Source organism: Ruegeria sp. ABD4_443, from assembly GCF_056160865.1.
The window spans coordinates 103,611-123,752 of the sequence record NZ_JBSWYA010000006.1 but is presented as its reverse complement, the minus strand read 5'-3'; the positions used below and the strand labels follow the sequence as shown (position 1 = coordinate 123,752).

The following is a 20,142-nucleotide window of genomic DNA, read 5'->3' as shown; positions in this document are numbered from 1 at the left end:
GGGGACGCCCTGTGCCGTGTTTGGAGATCAGCTTTCGGTGCCGCGCGACAGGGCGTCCATCAGCGTGCCCAGGTTGTGCCTGAACATCGCCAGATAGCTGGTGGCCGGGCCGCCGCGTTCAGACAGGGCGTCCGAGAACAGGCGGCCGCCGATTTCGATGCCGGTCTCGTCCGAGATCTGCTGAACCAGGGCCGGGCTGGTGATGTTTTCGACAAACAGCGCCGCCGCGCCTTCGGCCTTGAGCTGGTCGATCAGGACAGCGAGGTCTTTCGCGGAAGGTTCGGCCTCGGTGTCGATTCCCACAGGTGCCAGGAATGTCATCCCATAGGCGTCCGCCAGGTAACCAAACGCATCATGCGCGGTCACGACGGTTCGGCGGTCTGCGGGCAGAACGGCCAGTTTAGCCTTGGTTTCCGCATCCAGAGCCTCCAGTTCAGCGATGTAGGCGTCGGCATTGGCAGCGATCTCGTCGGCATGTTCGGGCATCGCCTGTTTCATCACGTCGGCCACGTTGGTCACGTAAATCACGCCGTTCGAAAGGGAATTCCAGGCATGCGGGTCAATCTCGCCCTCAACTTCAACCGGAGTGATCCCGTCGGTGGCAACATGCACGGACGCTTCGGTCCCGGATTCTGAAATCAAGGTGTCGGACCAGGTCTCAAACCCAAGGCCGTTGACAAAGATGATGTCCGCCTTGGCCACGGCCTTGGCGTCGGCAACCGATGGCTGATAGACATGCGCGTCGGCGTCGGGGCCGACAATTGTCGTCACCTCGGCCAGATCGCCCACGACCTCTTGCACCATATCACCAAGGATCGAAAAGCTGGCGACGACGTGCACATGGTCGTCTCCGGCCAAGGCCGGGACCGCCGCAAAGGCCAAAAATGCCGAGGCCATTCCGGCATACAGGGATTTCGTCAGGGTCATTTCGCACTCTCTTCTTGTTGGATTTGCGTCAAGGGAAGGTCTTTTGCAGCAGATCGCTTGCGCAACGGCCTGCCAAAGCCAAGGGGGCCGAATATCGCCGAGAACAGGAAAAACGCCCCCGCGACCAGCACGATGGCCGGGCCGGACGGTGTTTCCGGGAACAGGTAGGACAGCGTAAGCCCGATCCAGCAACTGGCCAGGGCAAACAGAAAGCCCAGCACAAGCTGCGCCGTAATGGTGCTGGCCCAATAGCGGGCGGCTGTTGCGGGCAGGATCATCAGGCCAACGGCCATCAGCGTGCCCAGGGTCTTGAACGCGGCCAAAAGGTTCAGGACCAACAGCAGCATGAAACCCTGATCAACCAGCCAGGGGCGGCGGGTCTGGGTTTCAAAGAAGATCGGGTCGCAGGTGCTGACGATCAGCGGGCGCAACAGGAAGGCAAAGGCCACAAGCGTCACCGTTGCGACACCGCCCACAAGCAGCATCGAGGCGTCGTCGATCCCGAGGATCGAGCCGAACAGGAAGCTTTTCAACGGCACCGCCGACCCTGCCGCCGACAGAATGAAAATCCCGACAGCCAGTGCGATCAGGTACAGGGATGCGAGGCTGGCATCGCTGCGCAGAATGGTGCGGCGGGCCAGAAATGCGGTCAATAGGGCAACGCCGACCCCCGCAATCAGGCCGCCGACCAGCAGCGACATGACCGAAAGGCCCGCGGTGACAAAGCCGATGACGATGCCCGGCGTGATCGCATGGGCCATGGCCTCGCCTGCCAGCGACAATCGGCGCAGAACCAGGAAGGCGCCAACGGGCGCGACCGATACAGACAGCACCGTGGTCGCCACGAAAGCGCGGCGCATGAAGGCAAAGCCCCACATTTCAGCGAAAAGATCAAACATGCGCGGTCTCCGCTGCGGGGGGCGTGCTTCGGAACATCCACGCGGCCTGGCTTTCCGACAGATAGCCCTGCGCGACCAGGCGGTCCGGGGTCAGGACGTCGTTTACGGGGCCATGGGTGGCCTCGCGGCCACCCAAAAGCAGGGCGTGGCTGCAATGATCCAGAACAGATGACAGGTCGTGGACCACCAGAACCACCGCGCGGCCCTCATCCTGCCACCGTCGGATGATGGACAGCAGATGCGCCTCGGTGCTTTGGTCGACGGCGGCAAAGGGTTCATCCAGCAAGATCAGCGGGGCGTCCTGCATGATGACCCGTGCAAACAGGGCGCGCTGAAGTTGCCCGCCTGACAGCATGTGAAGCGGACGATCGGCAATATCCAGAACACCTGCATCGTCCAGCGCGGAAACCATCCGGTCTCGCGCCGCGCTGTCCAGCCCGAACCGATGGCCAAAACCGCGCCAGGCCCCCATCGCGGCAAGATCCCGCACGCGAATGGGAAAGCGCCGGTCGAACTCGGTCATCTGCGCCAGGTATCCGATTTCAGCGGGGCGTCCCTTGGGCCAGTTCAGGCTGCCGGACAGCGGATCCATCAGGCCCAGCAGCATTTTGACAAAGGTGCTTTTGCCAGACCCGTTGGCCCCCAGTACGGCCAGGGTGCTTCCGGCCTGAATGTCCATCGACAGGCGGCTGAACAGGGTCAGGTCGCGGTATCCAAGCGACAGGTTGCGGAGTTCAAGAACGGCAGACATCAGATCACCGCGTAGATGGCGAGCCAAAGCAGCGCCGACATCATCAGGGCACCAGCCACAAGCACCGGAACGCTGAGCTCGGTCAGGCATCGGCCCCGGCTGGTGGCGGCGTCAAAGTGATCGCCCCGCCGTGTCATTGTCTGCCCCGACGGGACAAGGTGCGGTCAGTTGAAACTATGACCAGAGACGCACAGCGAGTGCTGCCGAATGTGCAGGGCCGGGAACCAGTGTTTTGCAATGACAACAGCATCGCCTCCTCCGTTCGGACGGGGGCGAAGCGAGTGCAAGTGTTTGAACGGCAGGAACCGCTTGAAACATTGTCATCTCCCTCTGGGACACCCCGCCCAGGTCTAAAATTCGGATGGCAGGTCTCCTGACTTGCGGGTCAAAGCTGTCCCGATCCTTCCCAGGCGAATGCCCAGTGGACGATCTCGGGTCGCTCACCGCCTACAGTTGCGGGGGCAGTCACGGATTTGGCCACTTGCATGGCCGCACCGTATTCCCTTTTATCCCAACCGGCAGTGTGCCAGCGGGAACCATCCCGGCGACTGAACACAATTCGGTTTGATTCGACAAGAACAAACATTTTTGCCGCAAGGCACGCGCGTCATTCCGCGAACCGGCGCGATCAACGGGGGGCGGTTCAGACCCGCTGTTGCGGCGCGGGTACGGGTGCGAACCGCGCGCGTGTCCGGTTGGCAAAGGCGACCAGGGTCAGCATGACCGGAACTTCGACCAACACCCCGACGACTGTCGCAAGCGCGGCCCCCGAATGCAGGCCGAACAGGCTGATGGCCACCGCGACCGCCAGTTCAAAGAAGTTCGACGTGCCGATCAGCGCGCAGGGCGCGGCGATCCGGTGCGGCACCCGCAGGGCAAAGGCGGCACCGTAGGCGACAAAAAAGATGCCATAGCTTTGGATCAGGATCGGCACCGCGATCATTGCGATCACCGCGGGGCGGTCCAGGATGACCTGGCCCTGCAGTCCGAAAAGGATCACCACGGTGGCGATCAGGCCAACCACTGAAACAGGTTTGATCCGCGCGAGGAATCCCGCGATCCGCTCTTCGTCGTGCAACCGGCTGCGGGTCCACAGCCCGGCGGCCAGAGGCAGCGCCACGAACAGCACCGCCGACAGGATCAGCGTGTTCCAAGGAACCTCGATGTCAGTGACACCCAACAGGAAAGCGACGATCGGGGCAAAGGCGAAGACCATGATCAGATCGTTCACCGAAACCTGCAGCAACGTATAGTTCTCGTCGCCCTTGGTCAGGTGTGACCAGACAAAGACCATTGCGGTGCAGGGCGCCGCCCCCAGCAGGATAAGCCCGGCGATGTATTGCTGCGCATCCGCAGGCTGTACAAACGGGGCAAAGACCACATCGAAGAACAATACGCCAAGAGCCGCCATGGTGAATGGCTTGATCAGCCAGTTGACGACCAGAGTGATGGCCAATCCCTTGGGTTGGCGGGCCACGTCCTTCAGGCTGGACGGGTTTACTCCGATCATCATCGGATAGACCATGGCCCAGATCAGCACTGCAACGACTAGGTTCACATTTGCGACCTCGGCGGCGGCAATCGCGTCGACAAGGCCGGGGGCCATGTTCCCCAATACGATCCCCGCGATCATTGCCAGCGCCACCCAGACGGTCAGGTATCTTTCGAAAATGCTCATGCCTCAGCCTCGGATTGTGTGTTTTTTTGTAAACGGCCAGCGGCCAATGCACTTAGGGCCACCATCACCGCCGCAGTGCCAAGGCACGCGGGAACGCCGCCAAGCTGGTAGGTCAGGCCAGACAGTACAGTGCCAAGAAGCCGCCCGCCTGCGTTGGCCATATAGTAGAACCCGACATCCATCGTGACCCGCTCGTCCTTGGTGAAGGCAAGGATCAGGTATGAGTGCAGCGAAGAATTCACCGCAAACAACGCCCCAAAGGCGAGCAGGCCCAATACCAGCGTCACGGTCAGCCACAATGCGGGTTGTCCCGCAGCCCAGGCGGCTATCGCCAGCAGCGCCGGAATGGCCGCCAGCGCGCTGGCCCAGTGACGCGCGGCTGCGATCAGATCAGCCTCGCTGCGGTCCGCGGCCCGCAACAGGCGCGGGGCCGAGGCCTGAATGGCCCCGTAAAAGATGATCCACAGCGCCATGAAGCTGCCGATCAGGAAAAACGTGGCCCGGTTTCCCTCTTCGGTGCCATCCGACAGGACGGCGTAGAAATAGACCGGAATACCGACCACGAACCAGACATCCCGCGCGCCGAACAGGAATACGCGGGCGGCTGACAGCCAGTTGATATTGGACGACTTCGAAAAGACCTCAGAGAACTTGGCGTCTTTTCGACCCGCAGGCAGGCCAGCAGGCATGGCCAGGGCCACCGCGATCAGGATCACGAACAGCACCGCGGCCATGGCCAGAGTTGCCACCGTGAAACCCGCCAGCGCCAGCAGCCCGGCCCCCAGCAGGAAACCCAGGCCTTTGACCGCGTTCTTTGACCCGGTCAGCGCCGCCACCCACCGGAACAGCCCGTCGCCATCTTTTGGGGCCAAAAGCTTGACCGCGGATTTCGAGGACATCTTGGCAAGGTCCTTGGCCACGCCTGACAGCCCTTGCACCACCATGACAAACGCGACCGAAAAGCCGATTTGCCATCCGGGGTCCAGCTGCGCCAGCGCCAACAATGCCACGACCTGCAATCCCAGCCCCGCATACAGCGTCGAGGCCAGGCCGAACCGCGCGGCGATCCAGCCTGCGGAAAGGTTGGTGGCCATGCCCGCGAACTCGTACAGTACGAAAAGATAGGCCAGTTGAACCGGTGTGAAACCCAATGTGTGAAAGTGCAGCAGCACCAGCATCCGAAGGGCGCCATCGGTCAGCATAAAGGCCCAATAGGCGGCCGTGACCGCCACATAGGCCGACAGCCCGGATGGCTTGCCGCCAGGTCTGCCGGTTGCGGTCATAATCCTTCGCCCACCATGCGCGCGACGTCGACCAGACGGTGCGCATAGCCCATTTCATTGTCATACCAGGCGTAGATTTTGACCTGCGTGCCGTTCACCACCATGGTCGAGGGTGCGTCCACGATAGAAGAGCGTTGATCGTTGGTGTAATCGGCCGAAACAAGCGGCCGTTCCTCATAGCCCAGGATGCCTGACAGAGGTCCTTCGGCGGCGGATTTGAACAGGGCGTTGACTTCCTCGGCGGTGGTCTCGCGTTCGACTTCAAAGACGCAATCGGTGATCGACGCGTTAAGCAGCGGAACCCGGACCGCGTGACCGTTCAGCTTGCCGGTCAGTTCGGGATAGATCAGGGTGATCGCCGTGGCGCTGCCGGTACTGGTCGGGATCAGCGAGTTCAGCGCCGAGCGGGCGCGCCGCAAGTCCTTGGCGGGTCGGTCCACGATGGTCTGCGTGTTGGTCACGTCGTGGATCGTGGTGATCGCGCCGTGACGAATTCCCAGCGCCTCGTGCAGCACCTTGACGACCGGCGCAAGACAGTTGGTCGTGCAACTGGCTGCGGTCACGATACGGTGGTGCGCGGGGTCGTATGTGTCTTCGTTGACGCCATAGACGATATTGGCTGCGTTGCCATCCTTGACGGGGGCAGACACGATCACCTTTTTCACGCCACCCTCGAAATAGGGGGCCAGCTTGGCCTCGGTCTTGAAGACGCCGGTACAGTCGATCACCACATCTACACCATCCAGCGGCAGGTCTTCGATCCGCTTGGCGTTGTGCACCGGCAGGCGTGTGCCATCTATGGTGATCGCGTCCGCATCCGCGGCGAAAGCCGCCTGCCAACGGCCATGCACGGTATCGAATTCCAGAAGATGCGCATGCATCGCCGGATCGCCGACGGCATCGTTGATCCAGGCGATTTCAGCGCCGCTTTCCAGCAACGGCCTGAGGGCCAGTTTTCCCATCCGGCCAAGGCCGTTCAACGCATAGACAGTCATCGTATTCTCTTTCTTCCTTTGGCGTCGCGGATCAGTGGTTGATCGCGATATCGTCGACGGCTTTTTGCAGCGAGATGCGGTCAAGCTGCTGGATCGGCAGCGCCGAAAACGCCCGAATGCGGTTTTTCAGTGTTCCATAGGCCTGTTGAAAGGCAAGGCTCTTTTCCGCTTCGGTTCCCGAGACCTTGACGGGGTCCGGCATGCCCCAATGGCCGGAAATCGGCTGCCCTTCCCAGGCCGGGCATTCTTCGTTTGCGGCCTGGTCGCAGACGGTGAACACAAAGTCGAACTGGGGGGCATCTTCCCCGATGAACTCGCTGACATTCTTGGAGCGCAGCGTTTCGACGTCGTGCCCTTTCGCACGCAGAACCTCCACCGCGAACGGGTTCAGTTCCGAGCTGGGTCTGGTCCCTGCGGAATAGACGTTAAAGCGGTCCTTGCCGGCGTCGCGCAACAGGCATTCGGCAAAGATCGAGCGCGCGGAATTTCCCGTGCAGATGAACAATACGTCATAGGTCGTGTCAGTCATCGGTGTGTTCTCCGGATCGTCATGAGGGTAAACGCTAAGACAGATTTCGGGGCGACCGCGGCAGCAGTCCAGGAACAGCGCATCCATCGTTTCGCGAATCCCGCCCATGTCGGCCTGATAGAACAGCCACGTCCCATCGCGGGATTGCGTCACCAGCCCCGCTTGCATCAATGCAGACAGGTAAGAGGACAGCGTGCTGGGTTTCACGTCCAGCGCGGCGGCAATCTCACCGGCGGGGACCTTGTCGGGATACCGGCGCATAAGCAGCCGGAACACCGCAAGGCGTTGCGCATGTCCAAGGACCGAAAGGCGGAGAGGGATCGTTGTTTCCATATTTCGCGTTTTATCGAAATAAAGGATTTCCGCAATATGATTCGAGCGGTATTGTGCCTGGTTTCGTGTGAAATTTTTGCGACAGATCGGGCCGTGGCCTTGCATGTAGCGGTTGTGAAAGCGCTGTATTGCAAGTGAAAACCGGACCGGGGCACGCAAAAATAATGCAAGACTGATATGATCTAGGTCAATTCTGTTAAGCTGCAATCGCGGTAAGCACGATCCTGCAAAGCAAGTTACCTAAGCGAACATAGGTCACCAGCACATGGGTACAGTTACCAACAGGCGCGCCTTTCTCAGCGCGCGCATTTTGCGTCGGAAACCCGACGCGATCAGGCCGCCGGGGGCCATCGAGGACAGGTTTGACGATCTGTGTTCGGCGTGTGGTGATTGTGCGCAGGCCTGCCCCGAAGAGATCATCGCGTTCGGGCAGGACGGTTTCCCATATGTCCAGTTGCAATCCAGCCCCTGCACCTTTTGCGGCGATTGCGCTCGGTCCTGTGCGACCGGCGCGCTGGATGTTGACCATATGGATGCCTGGCCCTGGCGCGCCAGGGTCGAAGATACGTGCCTGTCCCTGAACGGTGTCAGTTGCCGGGTGTGTCACGACAACTGCGATCACGATGCGATCCGGTTCAAGCTGCAACTGGGCGGTCGTGCGCAACCGGTTCTGGACCGCGATGCCTGCGCGGGATGCGGCGCTTGTGCCGCGTCCTGCCCGGCAGGGGCCATCGCGCTTGAACGTCAACCCGAACACCAAACGAAAGCAGCCCAATGAACATCTGCGGATGCCTGATACATGTTGCACCTGACCGCGTTGACAGCGCCCGTCGCACCGTCAGCGACACCGCCGGTGTCGAAATTCACGCAGCGGCCGAAGATGGCCGCTTTGTCGTCGTCGTAGAGGATACGCCGGATCGACTGGCGTCCGAGACCATCATGGATTTGCATCAGATCCCCGGTGTGATCTCGCTCAGCCTTACCTACCACCATTTCGAAGATCTCGCGGAAAGCACTCCGCGCCCTGATGCCCCAAGCCAACCGACAAGCAGGAGGCCCATGCCATGACCATCTCTGAATCACGTCGTACTTTCCTCAAGTCCTCCGCCGCCGCCGCGACCGCCTCGGCCGCGGGTATTCCCCTGGCCGCGGGCGACGCCGCAGCACAAGCCGCGGGCCCGGACATTCGCTGGGACAAGGCCGCATGCCGGTTCTGCGGTACCGGCTGTTCCGTCCTGGTCGGCACCAAGGAAGGCCGCGTCGTCGCCACCCAAGGCGACCCGGACGCGCCGGTGAACCGGGGCCTGAACTGTATCAAGGGCTATTTCCTGTCCAAGATCATGTACGGCAAGGACCGCCTGACCACGCCGCTTTTGCGCAAGTCGAACGGCCAATATGACAAGAACGGCGAGTTTGAGCCCGTATCCTGGGACGAAGCCTTTGATGTCATGGCCGCCAAGTGGAAAGAGGCGCTGGCCAAGAAAGGCCCGACCAGTGTCGGCATGTTCGGCTCGGGTCAGTGGACCGTCTGGGAAGGGTACGCCGCGGCCAAGATGATGAAAGCCGGGTTCCGGTCGAACAACATCGACCCCAACGCGCGGCACTGCATGGCCTCGGCCGTGGTGGGTTTCATCCGCACCTTCGGCATCGACGAGCCGATGGGTTGTTATGACGACCTTGAACACGCGGACACCTTTGTTCTGTGGGGGTCGAACATGGCCGAGATGCACCCGATCCTGTGGTCGCGCCTGACCGACACGCGCCTGACCAAACCGGGTGCCGAAGTGCATGTTCTGTCTACCTTCGAACACCGCTCGTTCGAGCTGGCCGACAATGGCATGATCTTCAAGCCGCAGACCGACCTGGCGATCCTGAACTATATCGCCAACTACATCATTCAGACCGGCGCGGTGAACGAGGACTTTGTCAAAAACCACGTCAATATCACCAAGACCGCCACCGATATCGGCTATGGTCTGCGTGAAAACAACGCGTTGCAGCAAGAGGCAGAAAACCCGAACTCGGGCAAGTTGGAAGCGATCAGCTTTGAAGAATATGCCGCGTCGGTCGCGCCATACACGTTGGAATATACTGCGGAATTGTCCGGTGTTCCTGCGGCAAGCCTTGAAAAGCTGGCCAAGCAATATGCCGATCCCAACCGCAAGGTCATGAGCCTGTGGACCATGGGTTTCAACCAGCACACCCGCGGGTCGTGGGTGAACTCGTTGATGTACAACGTCCACCTGCTGGTCGGCAAGATTTCCGAGCCCGGCAACTCGCCCTTCTCGCTGACCGGCCAGCCCTCGGCCTGTGGTACGGCGCGCGAGGTTGGCACCTTTGCCCACCGTCTGCCCGCCGACATGGTGGTGATGAACGACAAGCACCGTGAGATTTGCGAGACCGCCTGGAACGTGCCCGAAGGCACCATTCCGGCCAAGCCCGGCTTTCACGCCGTATTGCAGCACCGCAAGCTGAAAGACGGTGACCTGAACGCCTATTGGGTGCAGTGCAACAACAACATGCAAGCCGCGCCCAACATGAACGAAGAGGGCTATCCCGGCTATCGCAACCCGGACAACTTTATCACCGTGTCCGATCCTTATCCGACGGTGACGGCGGTTTCGGCCGACCTGATCCTGCCCACCGCCATGTGGGTCGAAAAGGAAGGTGCCTATGGCAACGCCGAGCGCCGCACCCAGTTCTGGCGCCAGCAGGTCAAAGCGCCGGGCGAGGCGAAATCGGACCTGTGGCAGGTGATGGAATTCTCGAAACGCTTCACCGTCGAAGAGGTCTGGGGCGAGGAACAGCTGGCCAAGATGCCCGAACATCGCGGCAAGACCATGTATGACGTGCTGTTCGCAAATGGCAGCATCGACAAGTTCCCGCTGTCCGAAACCGCCGAAGGGTTCGACAACGACGATGCCGAGCATTTCGGGTACTACGTCCAGAAAGGCCTGTTCGAGGAATACGCCGGTTTCGGGCGCGGCCATGCGCATGACCTGGCGCCGTTCGAAATGTACCATCAGGCGCGGGGCATGCGCTGGCCGGTCGTGGACGGCAAGGAAACGCTGTACCGCTTCCGCGAAGGCTATGACCCCTATGTCCCCGAAGGCGCGGACGTAAAGTTCTATGGCCACAAGGATGGCAAGGCCAAGATCATCTTTGCCCCATATGAACCGGCCGCCGAAGAACCTGATGCGGAATACGATCTGTGGCTGTGCACCGGTCGCGTGCTTGAACACTGGCATTCGGGTTCGATGACCCGGCGCGTGCCCGAGTTGCACCGCGCCTTCCCGGCGGCCGTTGTCTATATGCACCCCGAAGACGCCAAGGATCGCGGCGTCCGTCGCGGGCAGGAAATCGTGCTGTCGACCCGACGCGGCGAAGTCACCAGCCGGGTCGAGACCCGCGGGCGCAACAAGATGCCGCGTGGCCTGGTTTTCATGCCGTGGTTTGACGAAGGGCAACTGACCAACAAGCTGACGCTTGATGCGACCTGCCCGCTGTCCAAGGAAACCGATTTCAAAAAGTGCGCCTGCAAGGTCGAGCGCGCATAACCGGCCCGGATCGCAAAGGTAATCCCCATGTCCCTCGCCGGAACACCCCTTTCGCCGCAAAGGCGCCGTTTCCTGCAGGATTCGGCGCGTGCGGCGGGCGGTTGCATCGTCGCCGGATCGTTGCTGGCCTATCTGGCCCGCGACGCCCGCGCGTTGCCGGCCGAGGCCCTGCGCCCTCCTGGGGCATTGCCTGAAAAAGAATTCCTGTCCGCCTGCATCCGTTGCGGTCTGTGCGTGCGGGATTGTCCCTATGACACGTTGAAACTGGCCGAGCTTGGCGTCGATGTCGTGGCCACGGGTACGCCCTATTTCACCGCCCGCGACATTCCCTGCGAGATGTGTGACGACATCCCCTGCGTCGCGGCCTGCCCCACGGGCGCGCTGGACCCCGGCCTTGACGATATCGACGACGCGAAAATGGGCGTGGCCGTGTTGGTCGATCAGGAAAACTGCCTGAACTTTCTGGGTCTGCGCTGTGACGTCTGTTACCGCGTTTGCCCCGTGATCGACGAGGCGATCACGCTTGAGCTTTCGCACAATACCCGATCCGGTCATCACGCGATTTTCGCGCCCACCGTCCATGCGGACCGGTGCACCGGGTGCGGGATGTGCGAAAAAAGCTGCGTGCTGCCCGAAGCTGCAATCAAGGTCCTTCCGGCCCGACTGGCCCGCGGCAGCTCGGCTGAGCATTATTTGAAAGGCTGGGAAGAAAAAGAGGCCAAGGGCGGGCCAATCGTCGAAGGGCTGATTGATCTGCCCGACAGGCTGCCGGGACCGGGCACGGATAACCTGGTGGCACCGGGCGGGTTTGCTCCGGGATACGATTTGCCGGGTGTCGGCCAATGAGCGCGCGTGTCCAGATACCCGTCGGGCACGAAGCGCAAGCCGCCAAGGGCTGGATCGGCGCGCATCGCTTTTTGTTGCTGCGACGCCTGAGCCAGGCTTTCTTCCTGGTCCTGTTTCTGCTTGGGCCCTGGTTCGGACTGTGGGTCGTGCAAGGGACATTGGCTGGGTCACTGACACTTGGCGTGTTGCCACTGACCGACCCGCTGGTCCTGCTTCAAGGCATGGTCGCAGGGCACTGGCCCGAGGTGACCGCGCTGGTCGGTGGGCTGATCGTTCTGGTCGCCTATGCGATGATTGGCGGTCGGGTCTATTGCGCGTGGGTCTGCCCGATCAATCCCGTGACCGACGCCGCTCATTGGCTGCATCGCCGTCTGAACCTGCCCAAGGGCTGGCAGCCGAAACGTTCCACCCGGTTGTGGGTGCTGGCCATGGTTCTGATCGTGTCCGCGCTGACCGGGGTCATTGCGTGGGAGCTGATAAACCCGATCACGATGCTGCACCGTGGCCTGGTGTTCGGAATGGGCTTTGTCTGGGCCATGATTGCCGGGATCTTTGTCTTTGACCTTTTCGTCGCGCGCCATGGCTGGTGCGGGCATATCTGCCCGGTCGGGGCTTTTTACGGGCTGGTCGGTTCGAAAAGCCTGCTGCGGGTCAGTGCCGCCAACCGCTCGGCCTGCGATGACTGCATGGATTGCTATGCGGTGTGCCCCGAAAACCAGGTGATATCCCCCGCGCTGAAGGGCAAGCCGGGCAGTTCGCCCGTGATCCTGTCACCCGATTGCACCAATTGCGGCCGTTGCATTGATGTCTGCGCGGTCGATGTCTTCACCTTTACTCACCGGTTCGACGACAGCCTCGTCGCGCCTTCCGATCCAGTTGCCGCGCCAGAATCGCGCGCCGCCAGACCTATTTAAGGGAGTGCCATGATGAAAAAGCCAATCGTTACAGGCGGAATAGCCCTGATACCAGTATTGCTCCTGAGCGGGCTTGCACTTGCGCAATCCGCCCAGGTCGACTCGCTCCGGGGCGCCGAAGTCGACGAACCCGTCGTGCTTGACCAGGTGCATCGCAACGTCGAAGGCCGCATGCAGCGGAATTACCGACAACAGCCGCCGCTGGTGCCGCACAAGATCGATCAATACCAGATCGACCTGCGCACCAACCAATGCCTGTCCTGCCACGACTGGACCAAGGCAGGTGAACGGGGCGCCCCGACCTTGTCGATGACCCATTACCTGGATCGTGAAGGCAACGAATTGGATCAGATCGCGGGCACCCGGTATTTCTGCAACCAGTGTCACGTTCCGCAGGCTGATGCGCCTGCGCTGGTCGATAACGACTTTCAGCCCTCCTCTGGCAACTAATCCAAAACCTGTCTGAAAGGAGTACTGAAAATGGCCGATTCTCCCGAAAAAGGCGGTTTTATCCGTCGCATCTGGACTTGGTTCTGGACACCCGCAGCCATGCTGAGCGCCGGGTTTCTTCTGATCGCGGGGTTTCTTGCGGGCATTCTGTTCTGGGGTGGCTTTCACTGGACGCTGGAACTGACAAACACCGAGGAGTTCTGTGTTTCGTGCCACACGATGGAAACCAACCTGGGCGAATACCGGGAAACGGTCCACTACAACAACCACTCGGGTGTGCGCGCAATCTGTTCGGACTGTCACGTTCCGGATGAATGGAACCACAAGATCAAGGCCAAGATCATGGCGGTCAAGGACGTGTACCACGAACTGGCCGGCACCATCAGCACGCCGGAAAAATACGAGGATCACCGCCTGAGCATGGCCTCTGCCGTCTGGAAAAAGATGAAAGCGTCAGACAGCCGCGAATGCCGGAACTGTCACAATTTCGACTACATGGATTTCACCATCCAGGAAACGCGCGCGGCGTCCGAACACCAGCGAGCGATCGACAATGACATGACCTGCATTGACTGCCATCAGGGCATCGCCCACAGCCTGCCGCCGGGATACCTTGAGAAATATCAGGAAGTTACCGAAGCATTGAATGCACAATCCGTGCCCAAGGCACATCAGCAGGCAGCCGCCGACGGGGCCGATATCCGGTCTTTCCTGACCACCCGTAAAGATTGAAAAGAGGCAAGACATGCTCGAGATTCTCGGAACCATAGGTGGCAATATCCTTAGCCTGCCGGGCATTCTTGGCCTCGCGCTGGGTATGATGACCCGGCGCCTCTGGCTTGGCGCCCTGATGGGGGCCATGGTGGGGGTCGCTGAAACGGTGGTCTTTGCCCATTGGGACTTTTCCCAGATCGGCACCCTGGACCTGTTGATTGCCGTGGTCGTAGGTCTGTGCGCAGGCAGCCTTGGCTGCGCAATCCGCCTGAAAGGCAGCACGGTCTGACCTGAAGCCAACCCGGGGGGCGTTCCAATTCGGAACGCCCTGATTTCTTTGCAGACCCGGCGTCCCGTTGGTCGGCCCCATCCGCGGGAGGCGTGGTGCAAGAATTATAGCGTACCTGACCGGAAAGAGTTCAAGCCCAAGACGCTCTCGCCGCTTCTTCGAAACGACGGCCGCCCAGCATTTTGTCCCTGAGGTCTTTGGCGTTTCGCTTCGCGAAAAGCCAGTGGCGGAGACGAAGTCCGTATAACCCCTGTTTTCTGGCGTTCGCTGTAATTCGTTACAATTCGTTTTATCGCATGTTTTATAGTGCATTAGTTTCATCCTCACTCGTTGGCGTTCACGCGCGTTCATCCTAAATCAAGAAAATATGTGGGAACGAACGTGGGAACGAAATGTCGCTAAGTGTTCAAAAGGTCAAATCGGCACCGCCAGGAAGGCATGGCGACGGCCGCGGGTTATTTCTCTATGTGAAGCCGTCAGGCGCACGCTCTTGGGTGTTGAGGTATCAAGTACAAGGACGCCGGCGCGACCTGGGTTTGGGGTCGTATCCTGACGTGACCCTTGCAATGGCCCGCGACCGCGCAACGGAAGCCCGGCGGCTCATTGTCGAGGGGGAAGACCCGATCGCCAAGAAACAACAAACCAAAGCCAAAACTTTCAAAGAAGCGGCGCAGGAACTGATCGAAAGCAAAAGGTCCGGTTGGAAGAATGCAAAGCACGCCGCGCAATGGACGTCGACACTCGAAACCTACGTGTTTCCAAAGATCGGGCAAATACAGGTTAGCAAGATTGAAACCGCTGACATCATCGGCACGCTGACACCGATCTGGTCTGAAAAACCCGAAACCGCCAACCGTGTGCGCCAAAGGATTGAGGCAGTTCTGGACTACGCGACCGCCCTTGGCATCCGTGCCGGAGACAATCCAGCACGTTGGCGGGGCCATCTGGATCACCTCTTGCCCAAACCTACAAAGGTGCGAGCGGTCAAGCATCACCCAGCATTGCCTCATGCCGAAATTGCAGCTTTCATGTCCGACTTAGGCACCCGGAGTGGCGTCGCCGCGCGCGCATTGGGCTTCACTATCTTAACCGCGGCGCGATCCGGCGAGACACGCGGGGCGACGTGGGCCGAAATCGATCTGGACGCACAACTCTGGACCATTCCTGCCGAACGGATGAAAGCGGGCAAGGAACATCGTGTGCCGTTGAGCGACGCGGCTATCGCGTGTCTTGGTGCGCGCCGTAATGATACGGTGCTGGCCTTTGAAAGCGAAATCAAGCCTGGAAGACCCATTTCCGACATGAGCATGACAGCGGTCCTGCGCCGAATGAAGCGCAACGACATCACAGTACATGGCTTTCGGTCCACTTTTCACGATTGGGCGGGCGAGACTACTGGCTTCCCACGCGAAGTTATTGAAGCGGCGCTGGCCCATGGCATAAAAGACAAGGCCGAAGCAGCCTACGCACGATCAGATTTGTTCGACAAGCGGCGCGATCTGATGGAAGCGTGGGCTTCGGTAGCAATGAAACGCGAACTGGGCGGCAATGTTGTGACTTTGTCGTGATAGAGCCAATGGGGAGCGTTCTGCTACTGCGAGAGCTCTCACCAAAGGCTTAAATTTGCGCTTTCGCGACTGGAAGCTCAGAGTTTTGGTTCTGAAAGGCCGCTTTGGCTAGCACTGGACGTTCGCTGCACCGGGCATGAATGTCTCACATGCGGACGAAGCCGCCTTGCGCTACCGCAGCTATTGCTGATGCAGCATCCGTTTGCATTCACGGCGCACCTTTTTGCTGCGTTGCAACTTACGTCACCCAAGCGGTCACTCGGGGATGCTGTTGTCACTGCTGTTTGTCACGGCGGTAATTCGATCGTATGGCCTTGCAGTAAGGTGTGCAAAGCTACACGAAAGTAAAACCTCAAGAGGCACTTAGGATGCGCCAAGAGTTTCGTACCTTCTCATCCTGTTGCCAAAGAGCGGCATCAGCGAGACGTATATCATGTACCTCATGCAACGGCGGTGTACCTAACCCAGTTATGATCCAGTCTATGAGCGAAGTTCCGAGTCCATATCGGCGCAATATCCGGGTGATTTGCGACTCTGCTAGTCAGCTCAGCGCAAAGTGGTAAATCCGGCTGCTCATTGTGCCATGCGTACAGCATCGCTGCGAATACATCAGTTGGAGAAAGGCAGTCGCCGCAAAGGCCTTGTTGATTTTGCAGTTCCCGTTCCAATAGGCGAAAGGCTTCCTGATTTCGGGTAAACCCAGCGCTTTGGATAGCCTGAATAACTTCGGGATTGTCTGCATGTGGAATGTTGACGAAACGGCGGGGATAGGACCGTCGAAGCGTTCCTTCATAGATGTTTACAGCAAGAAAGACGGTCCAACGATAAAACGCAGCCATATCCGCAATACTAAAGTCGGATCTGTGGAAGGCATCGGGATGGTGTCTTTCTAGCCAAAACAGGATTGCTGCAACCTCGGTCAATGTCTCGCCCGTCTCAAGTTCCAAAACAGGGATTTGCTTCCAGGGGTTTGTTTTTACAAACTCCTCCGGTAAGGGCGTGCTGGGCGTGCTTTCGATCGAAACCAATTCATAGGGAATTTGCAGCAACGCCAAGACAGCTTCAATGACGAAGCTGCCGGAGCCGAGACGTGCATGCAGTCGATAGTTGCTCAATTCGTGTGATCCAAATAGTCTTGCAGACGAACCAAAGCGCGTTCAGGAATATCCTGTGGTAGATCTTCTGACTTGGCTTTTTGCTCACCCACTTCGATCAACATCACCATGCCCATTGCATAATGCGGAGTGCATTTGATGCCGTAGAGACCGTCGACATCAAATGTCACAGTGATTTCTTCGTTCAGCTTGCCTTTGATCGGCGTCGCCCCCTCTGGTACCATCCCTTCGATGCTGACCGCATCATGGCCTGGGCGTGTCGCCAAGAACTTTACGCTGTCTCCAACCTGAACATTCAAATAAGGCGGTTCATAGATCATGGATCCATTGGCATTCCGGTTCAGCATCTGAACTTCATACATTTCAGCCAATGCCAAACTTGGTATCAATAGTAACAGGAACGAAAGCATAAAGCGCATGGATCACTCTCCTTTATGGGCGCTGTGGAACCGAATAACTGGCGAGCCGTCGAAAGGGTCGGTCATAAAGTGACCGCAGACGCCGAATGTTTGTATCAAACGTTCTTCAGTAAGGATTTCAGCGGGCGTGCCGAGAGCATCGATTTTTCCAGCCTGCATGACACAGATGCGATCACACATCATCGCTTGGTTCAGATCATGCAGTGCTACGACTTTTGTGATGGGCAGCTCTCTGACAAGGTGCAAGATCGCCAGTTGATGTTTGATATCCAGATGATTTGTCGGTTCGTCCATTAGCAAAACCTTCGGCTGCTGGGCCAAAGCACGGGCAATTTGAACGCGCTGACGTTCGCCACCGGACAAGGTATGCCAAACCCGATCTTCAAACCCCTGCAAATCGACCGCTGCCAGCGTATTCGCGACGATTGCTTCGTCGTCGTGGCCCCAAGTCTGCAGCGCCGACAGGAAAGGCGTGCGACCCAGTTCAATTGCGTCGCGCACGGTGATGCGTTCTTCGGTATCAGCGTGTTGCTCTACCAGTGCGAGCCTTTGTGCGATCTCTCGTTGTCGCAACCCCGCCATTGGGGCATCACCTAAGAAGACACGACCCATGCTAGGAAATCTGACCCCGGCCAGCATTCGCAGTAGGGTTGATTTGCCCGAGCCGTTGGGGCCGATCAGCCCCAGCATTTCGCCTTCATTCACGGTCAGGTTTGCGCCTGAGACGATCGCTTTCCGTTTGATACGCCAGCCGAGGTCTTCGCATCGCAAGATCATACTGCTGCCCTCCGCCCGATCAGGATCAGGGCAAATACTGGCGCGCCAACCAGTGCTGTGACCACACCAATTGGCAGAACTTGCCCTGGGATCACTGTGCGCGAAATCACATCAGCGCAGATCAAGAAAATAGCGCCAGCCAAAGCCGAAGCTGGGATCAAAGCACGATGGCGCGTGCCAACGACCATCCGCATGGCATGCGGGATCACAAGCCCGACAAAGCCGATGGATCCGGTGATCGACACCATTGCCGCGGTCATAAGGGCAGCAATCCCGATCAGGCCAAGTTGCACGCGCCGAACCGCGATACCGAGGGATGCCGCGCTGTCTGCGCCAAAGATGAAAGCATCCAGCGCCCTAACATTAAAGAGACAGGCTATCAAACCAAACAAGGCGGCGGGCACAACCACAACTGTATCAGGCCAACGAACTCCGCTTAGGTTTCCCATGAGCCAGAACATGATACCTCTGGCCTGTTCCGCGCTGGCGGATTTGGCAATGATGAATGCGGTTAAGGCGTTAAAAAGCTGAGACCCAGCGATCCCCGCCAAAATGATGACGCCAGCGGCTCTTAACCCTGTGCCGCCGCCAGCGACCTGGGCCAGCATTGCGACAAAGGCAAAGGCAAAGATAGCACCTGCAAATGCGCCAGCGGACATCGAGATCGCGCCGCCTCCGATGCCAAGAATTGCGACGGTGACTGCGCCAGTCGAAGCGCCTGCAGAAATGCCCAACAAATAAGGATCTGCCAGTGCATTCCTCAACAAAGCCTGCAAAACGACACCAGACAGGGCCAAACCAGCACCGCAGCAAGCGGCTACAACAGCACGTGAAAGCCTGTAATTCCAGATAATTCCGGAATCGATGCGATCTACTGCATAGTCTGCACCAATTATTTTATTGGCCAGCACCTTGAGAACAACGTCCATCGGGATGTGGGTTTCGCCTAAAGCCGTGCCAGCCACCAAAGCAAGAAAAAGAAGAGGCGGCGCGATCACCGCCCACTTCCAGATATTGCGAGAGGCCGACCGGACAGGTATCCGGTCGGTCACACTCATTTCAGGTCATAGCTTTCCAAAGCGTCCGCAACCTGACCCAGTGTCAGGATCGCGCGAACGGTTGGGCTCATCGCGTGTGCATCGATGGTGATGATGCGGCCTTCTTTCACAGCGGTCATTTCAGAGGCAACTGGGTCTTCCATCAGGAACTTACGCTTCATTTCGATATCATCCGCTGGGAAGCGGCGACGATCCATTTCAGCGATGACGATGAAAGAAGGATCTGCTTTGGCGATGGTTTCCCAACCAACCAGTGGCCATTCCTCATCAGATTGAACGACGTTCTCAACGCTCAGTTTGTCCATCATGTAGGCAGGTACACCTTTTTGACCTGCAACATAGGGATCTGCTTCCATATCGGCGGAAGAGAACCAGAACAGGCCTGACGTCCCTTCGGGCAGATCTAGTGCAGCCGCTTTGGCAATTGCGTCGGCTTCGGCGGCTTTCAGCTCTTCCACCAGTTCGGCACCACGGGCTTGAACATCGTAAATTTCAGACAGCTGAGAAATCGATTTGTAGAAGGTCTCTGTTGAAAAAAGCTCAGACCGGGTGCCGTCAACACCTGTCAGATTGTCCTTTTTCTCACAGTCCGTCGGCATGGTGTAGGTTGGAATGCCAACATCGTGGAACATTTCCCGTGTTGCAACGATACCTTCTGCGCCAACGTGCCATTCATACATGACGGTCACCAGCTCTGGTTTTTTGTTCACAACGCTTTCAAAGCTTGGATCATTGTCTGCTAGACGCTCGATACCAGCGTTCAGTTTTTCAAACTCAGGCAGAACTGGGTTGAACCAAACAGATGTACCGGCAACTTTGTCGCCAAGGCCAAGCATATACAGAAGTTCGGTCGTAGACTGACCGATGGTGACGGTTGAGGCAGGAGCCGCGTCAAAAGTCTGGTCATAGCCACAGTTAGAAATTGTCAGCGGATAGTTTGTTTGTTGCGCCGCTGCGGCTGTCGTTATCAGTGCAAGTGCCATCGCCCCTGGCACATAAAGCGTTTTCATCATTATTAGGCTCCTTCGCCAATGTTGAGC

Annotated in this window: 22 protein-coding genes and 1 riboswitch; of the genes, 9 read left to right on the top strand and 13 right to left on the bottom strand. The window is 58.9% G+C overall.

The annotated features are described in order from the left end of the window. Positions 1-27 precede the first annotated feature (27 nt). The 8 genes from ACXAG8_RS13150 to ACXAG8_RS13115 form a co-directional block, all read right to left on the bottom strand. Entirely contained in the window at positions 28-927 is a 900-nt protein-coding gene (locus ACXAG8_RS13150; protein WP_475226010.1) for a metal ABC transporter solute-binding protein, Zn/Mn family, read from the bottom strand. After that, on the bottom strand, positions 924-1,826 hold the full coding sequence (locus tag ACXAG8_RS13145; RefSeq protein ID WP_475226007.1) for a metal ABC transporter permease: 903 nt from the start codon (positions 1,824-1,826) through the stop codon (positions 924-926). The genes ACXAG8_RS13150 and ACXAG8_RS13145 overlap by 4 nt, the downstream gene beginning before the upstream one ends. Then, positions 1,819-2,577 (bottom strand): metal ABC transporter ATP-binding protein, encoded by a 759-nt coding sequence (locus tag ACXAG8_RS13140; RefSeq protein WP_475226000.1) that lies wholly within the window; start codon positions 2,575-2,577, stop codon positions 1,819-1,821. Before ACXAG8_RS13140 ends, ACXAG8_RS13145 begins: the two co-directional genes overlap by 8 nt. After that, entirely contained in the window at positions 2,577-2,714 is a 138-nt protein-coding gene (locus tag ACXAG8_RS13135) for a hypothetical protein (RefSeq protein WP_475225997.1), read from the bottom strand. The genes ACXAG8_RS13140 and ACXAG8_RS13135 overlap by 1 nt, the downstream gene beginning before the upstream one ends. A gap of 209 nt (positions 2,715-2,923) precedes the next feature. Then, positions 2,924-3,133, bottom strand: a riboswitch (cobalamin riboswitch). 87 nt (positions 3,134-3,220) lie between these two features. Further along, positions 3,221-4,255 carry an ACR3 family arsenite efflux transporter gene (gene arsB, locus ACXAG8_RS13130; protein WP_475225994.1) on the bottom strand — a complete coding sequence of 345 codons (1,035 nt, stop codon included), beginning with the start codon at positions 4,253-4,255 and terminating at the stop codon, positions 3,221-3,223. Beyond that, positions 4,252-5,538: an organoarsenical effux MFS transporter ArsJ gene (gene arsJ, locus ACXAG8_RS13125; RefSeq protein ID WP_475225987.1), complete on the bottom strand. Its 1,287-nt coding sequence runs from the start codon at positions 5,536-5,538 to the stop codon at positions 4,252-4,254. Before arsJ ends, arsB begins: the two co-directional genes overlap by 4 nt. Beyond that, positions 5,535-6,533, bottom strand: a complete 999-nt coding sequence (locus tag ACXAG8_RS13120) for an ArsJ-associated glyceraldehyde-3-phosphate dehydrogenase (protein WP_475225983.1) — start codon at positions 6,531-6,533, stop codon at positions 5,535-5,537. The genes arsJ and ACXAG8_RS13120 overlap by 4 nt, the downstream gene beginning before the upstream one ends. Positions 6,534-6,564: 31 nt before the next feature. Continuing rightward, a complete protein-coding gene (locus tag ACXAG8_RS13115) occupies positions 6,565-7,395 on the bottom strand; it encodes an arsenate reductase/protein-tyrosine-phosphatase family protein (RefSeq protein WP_475225980.1) in 831 nt (276 codons plus the stop codon). Positions 7,396-7,660: 265 nt separating this feature from the next. Here ACXAG8_RS13115 and napF point away from each other — a divergent pair, with 265 nt between their 5' ends. From napF to ACXAG8_RS13070, 9 genes are all read left to right on the top strand, one after another. Beyond that, positions 7,661-8,173, top strand: coding sequence for a ferredoxin-type protein NapF (gene napF / locus ACXAG8_RS13110; protein WP_475225977.1), 513 nt, complete (start codon positions 7,661-7,663; stop codon positions 8,171-8,173). Then, positions 8,170-8,463, top strand: coding sequence for a chaperone NapD (locus tag ACXAG8_RS13105; RefSeq protein ID WP_475225974.1), 294 nt, complete (start codon positions 8,170-8,172; stop codon positions 8,461-8,463). The genes napF and ACXAG8_RS13105 overlap by 4 nt, the downstream gene beginning before the upstream one ends. Further along, positions 8,460-10,952: a nitrate reductase catalytic subunit NapA gene (gene napA / locus ACXAG8_RS13100; RefSeq protein WP_475225967.1), complete on the top strand. Its 2,493-nt coding sequence runs from the start codon at positions 8,460-8,462 to the stop codon at positions 10,950-10,952. Before ACXAG8_RS13105 ends, napA begins: the two co-directional genes overlap by 4 nt. Before the next feature lie 27 nt (positions 10,953-10,979). Then, positions 10,980-11,798, top strand: a complete 819-nt coding sequence (gene napG, locus ACXAG8_RS13095) for a ferredoxin-type protein NapG (RefSeq protein ID WP_475225963.1) — start codon at positions 10,980-10,982, stop codon at positions 11,796-11,798. After that, a complete protein-coding gene (napH, locus tag ACXAG8_RS13090) occupies positions 11,795-12,712 on the top strand; it encodes a quinol dehydrogenase ferredoxin subunit NapH (protein WP_475225960.1) in 918 nt (305 codons plus the stop codon). The genes napG and napH overlap by 4 nt, the downstream gene beginning before the upstream one ends. A 9-nt stretch (positions 12,713-12,721) precedes the next feature. Beyond that, entirely contained in the window at positions 12,722-13,162 is a 441-nt protein-coding gene (locus ACXAG8_RS13085; RefSeq protein WP_475225958.1) for a nitrate reductase cytochrome c-type subunit, read from the top strand. 30 nt (positions 13,163-13,192) lie between these two features. Continuing rightward, on the top strand, positions 13,193-13,894 hold the full coding sequence (locus ACXAG8_RS13080) for a NapC/NirT family cytochrome c (protein ID WP_475225953.1): 702 nt from the start codon (positions 13,193-13,195) through the stop codon (positions 13,892-13,894). A 13-nt stretch (positions 13,895-13,907) separates the two neighbouring features. Further along, positions 13,908-14,165: a hypothetical protein gene (locus tag ACXAG8_RS13075; protein WP_475225949.1), complete on the top strand. Its 258-nt coding sequence runs from the start codon at positions 13,908-13,910 to the stop codon at positions 14,163-14,165. A gap of 392 nt (positions 14,166-14,557) precedes the next feature. Then, complete coding sequence (locus tag ACXAG8_RS13070) at positions 14,558-15,733, top strand: tyrosine-type recombinase/integrase (RefSeq protein WP_475225945.1); 1,176 nt, start codon at positions 14,558-14,560, stop codon at positions 15,731-15,733. A 440-nt stretch (positions 15,734-16,173) separates the two neighbouring features. Here ACXAG8_RS13070 and ACXAG8_RS13065 read toward each other — a convergent pair whose 3' ends face one another. From ACXAG8_RS13065 to ACXAG8_RS13045, 5 genes are read right to left on the bottom strand one after another with little or no spacing between them, the layout of a single operon-like run. Then, positions 16,174-16,848 carry a glutathione S-transferase family protein gene (locus tag ACXAG8_RS13065; RefSeq protein WP_475225939.1) on the bottom strand — a complete coding sequence of 225 codons (675 nt, stop codon included), beginning with the start codon at positions 16,846-16,848 and terminating at the stop codon, positions 16,174-16,176. Next, on the bottom strand, positions 16,845-17,267 hold the full coding sequence (locus tag ACXAG8_RS13060; RefSeq protein WP_475225936.1) for a pseudoazurin: 423 nt from the start codon (positions 17,265-17,267) through the stop codon (positions 16,845-16,847). Before ACXAG8_RS13060 ends, ACXAG8_RS13065 begins: the two co-directional genes overlap by 4 nt. Before the next feature lie 3 nt (positions 17,268-17,270). After that, complete coding sequence (locus tag ACXAG8_RS13055; RefSeq protein WP_475225931.1) at positions 17,271-18,044, bottom strand: ABC transporter ATP-binding protein; 774 nt, start codon at positions 18,042-18,044, stop codon at positions 17,271-17,273. Continuing rightward, a complete protein-coding gene (locus tag ACXAG8_RS13050; protein ID WP_475225927.1) occupies positions 18,041-19,102 on the bottom strand; it encodes a FecCD family ABC transporter permease in 1,062 nt (353 codons plus the stop codon). The genes ACXAG8_RS13055 and ACXAG8_RS13050 overlap by 4 nt, the downstream gene beginning before the upstream one ends. Further along, positions 19,099-20,115: an ABC transporter substrate-binding protein gene (locus ACXAG8_RS13045; RefSeq protein ID WP_475225923.1), complete on the bottom strand. Its 1,017-nt coding sequence runs from the start codon at positions 20,113-20,115 to the stop codon at positions 19,099-19,101. Before ACXAG8_RS13045 ends, ACXAG8_RS13050 begins: the two co-directional genes overlap by 4 nt. Between the last annotated feature and the right edge of the window lie 27 nt (positions 20,116-20,142).

Coding starts and splice junctions, on each gene's coding strand:
- ACXAG8_RS13150 (WP_475226010.1), bottom strand. CDS start 927: ATGACCCTGACGAAATCCCTGTATGCCGGAATGGCCTCGGCATTTTTG.
- ACXAG8_RS13145 (WP_475226007.1), bottom strand. CDS start 1,826: ATGTTTGATCTTTTCGCTGAAATGTGGGGCTTTGCCTTCATGCGCCGC.
- ACXAG8_RS13140 (WP_475226000.1), bottom strand. CDS start 2,577: ATGTCTGCCGTTCTTGAACTCCGCAACCTGTCGCTTGGATACCGCGAC.
- ACXAG8_RS13135 (WP_475225997.1), bottom strand. CDS start 2,714: ATGACACGGCGGGGCGATCACTTTGACGCCGCCACCAGCCGGGGCCGA.
- arsB (WP_475225994.1), bottom strand. CDS start 4,255: ATGAGCATTTTCGAAAGATACCTGACCGTCTGGGTGGCGCTGGCAATG.
- arsJ (WP_475225987.1), bottom strand. CDS start 5,538: ATGACCGCAACCGGCAGACCTGGCGGCAAGCCATCCGGGCTGTCGGCC.
- ACXAG8_RS13120 (WP_475225983.1), bottom strand. CDS start 6,533: ATGACTGTCTATGCGTTGAACGGCCTTGGCCGGATGGGAAAACTGGCC.
- ACXAG8_RS13115 (WP_475225980.1), bottom strand. CDS start 7,395: ATGGAAACAACGATCCCTCTCCGCCTTTCGGTCCTTGGACATGCGCAA.
- napF (WP_475225977.1), top strand. CDS start 7,661: ATGGGTACAGTTACCAACAGGCGCGCCTTTCTCAGCGCGCGCATTTTG.
- ACXAG8_RS13105 (WP_475225974.1), top strand. CDS start 8,170: ATGAACATCTGCGGATGCCTGATACATGTTGCACCTGACCGCGTTGAC.
- napA (WP_475225967.1), top strand. CDS start 8,460: ATGACCATCTCTGAATCACGTCGTACTTTCCTCAAGTCCTCCGCCGCC.
- napG (WP_475225963.1), top strand. CDS start 10,980: ATGTCCCTCGCCGGAACACCCCTTTCGCCGCAAAGGCGCCGTTTCCTG.
- napH (WP_475225960.1), top strand. CDS start 11,795: ATGAGCGCGCGTGTCCAGATACCCGTCGGGCACGAAGCGCAAGCCGCC.
- ACXAG8_RS13085 (WP_475225958.1), top strand. CDS start 12,722: ATGATGAAAAAGCCAATCGTTACAGGCGGAATAGCCCTGATACCAGTA.
- ACXAG8_RS13080 (WP_475225953.1), top strand. CDS start 13,193: ATGGCCGATTCTCCCGAAAAAGGCGGTTTTATCCGTCGCATCTGGACT.
- ACXAG8_RS13075 (WP_475225949.1), top strand. CDS start 13,908: ATGCTCGAGATTCTCGGAACCATAGGTGGCAATATCCTTAGCCTGCCG.
- ACXAG8_RS13070 (WP_475225945.1), top strand. CDS start 14,558: ATGTCGCTAAGTGTTCAAAAGGTCAAATCGGCACCGCCAGGAAGGCAT.
- ACXAG8_RS13060 (WP_475225936.1), bottom strand. CDS start 17,267: ATGCGCTTTATGCTTTCGTTCCTGTTACTATTGATACCAAGTTTGGCA.
- ACXAG8_RS13055 (WP_475225931.1), bottom strand. CDS start 18,044: ATGATCTTGCGATGCGAAGACCTCGGCTGGCGTATCAAACGGAAAGCG.
- ACXAG8_RS13050 (WP_475225927.1), bottom strand. CDS start 19,102: ATGAGTGTGACCGACCGGATACCTGTCCGGTCGGCCTCTCGCAATATC.
- ACXAG8_RS13045 (WP_475225923.1), bottom strand. CDS start 20,115: ATGATGAAAACGCTTTATGTGCCAGGGGCGATGGCACTTGCACTGATA.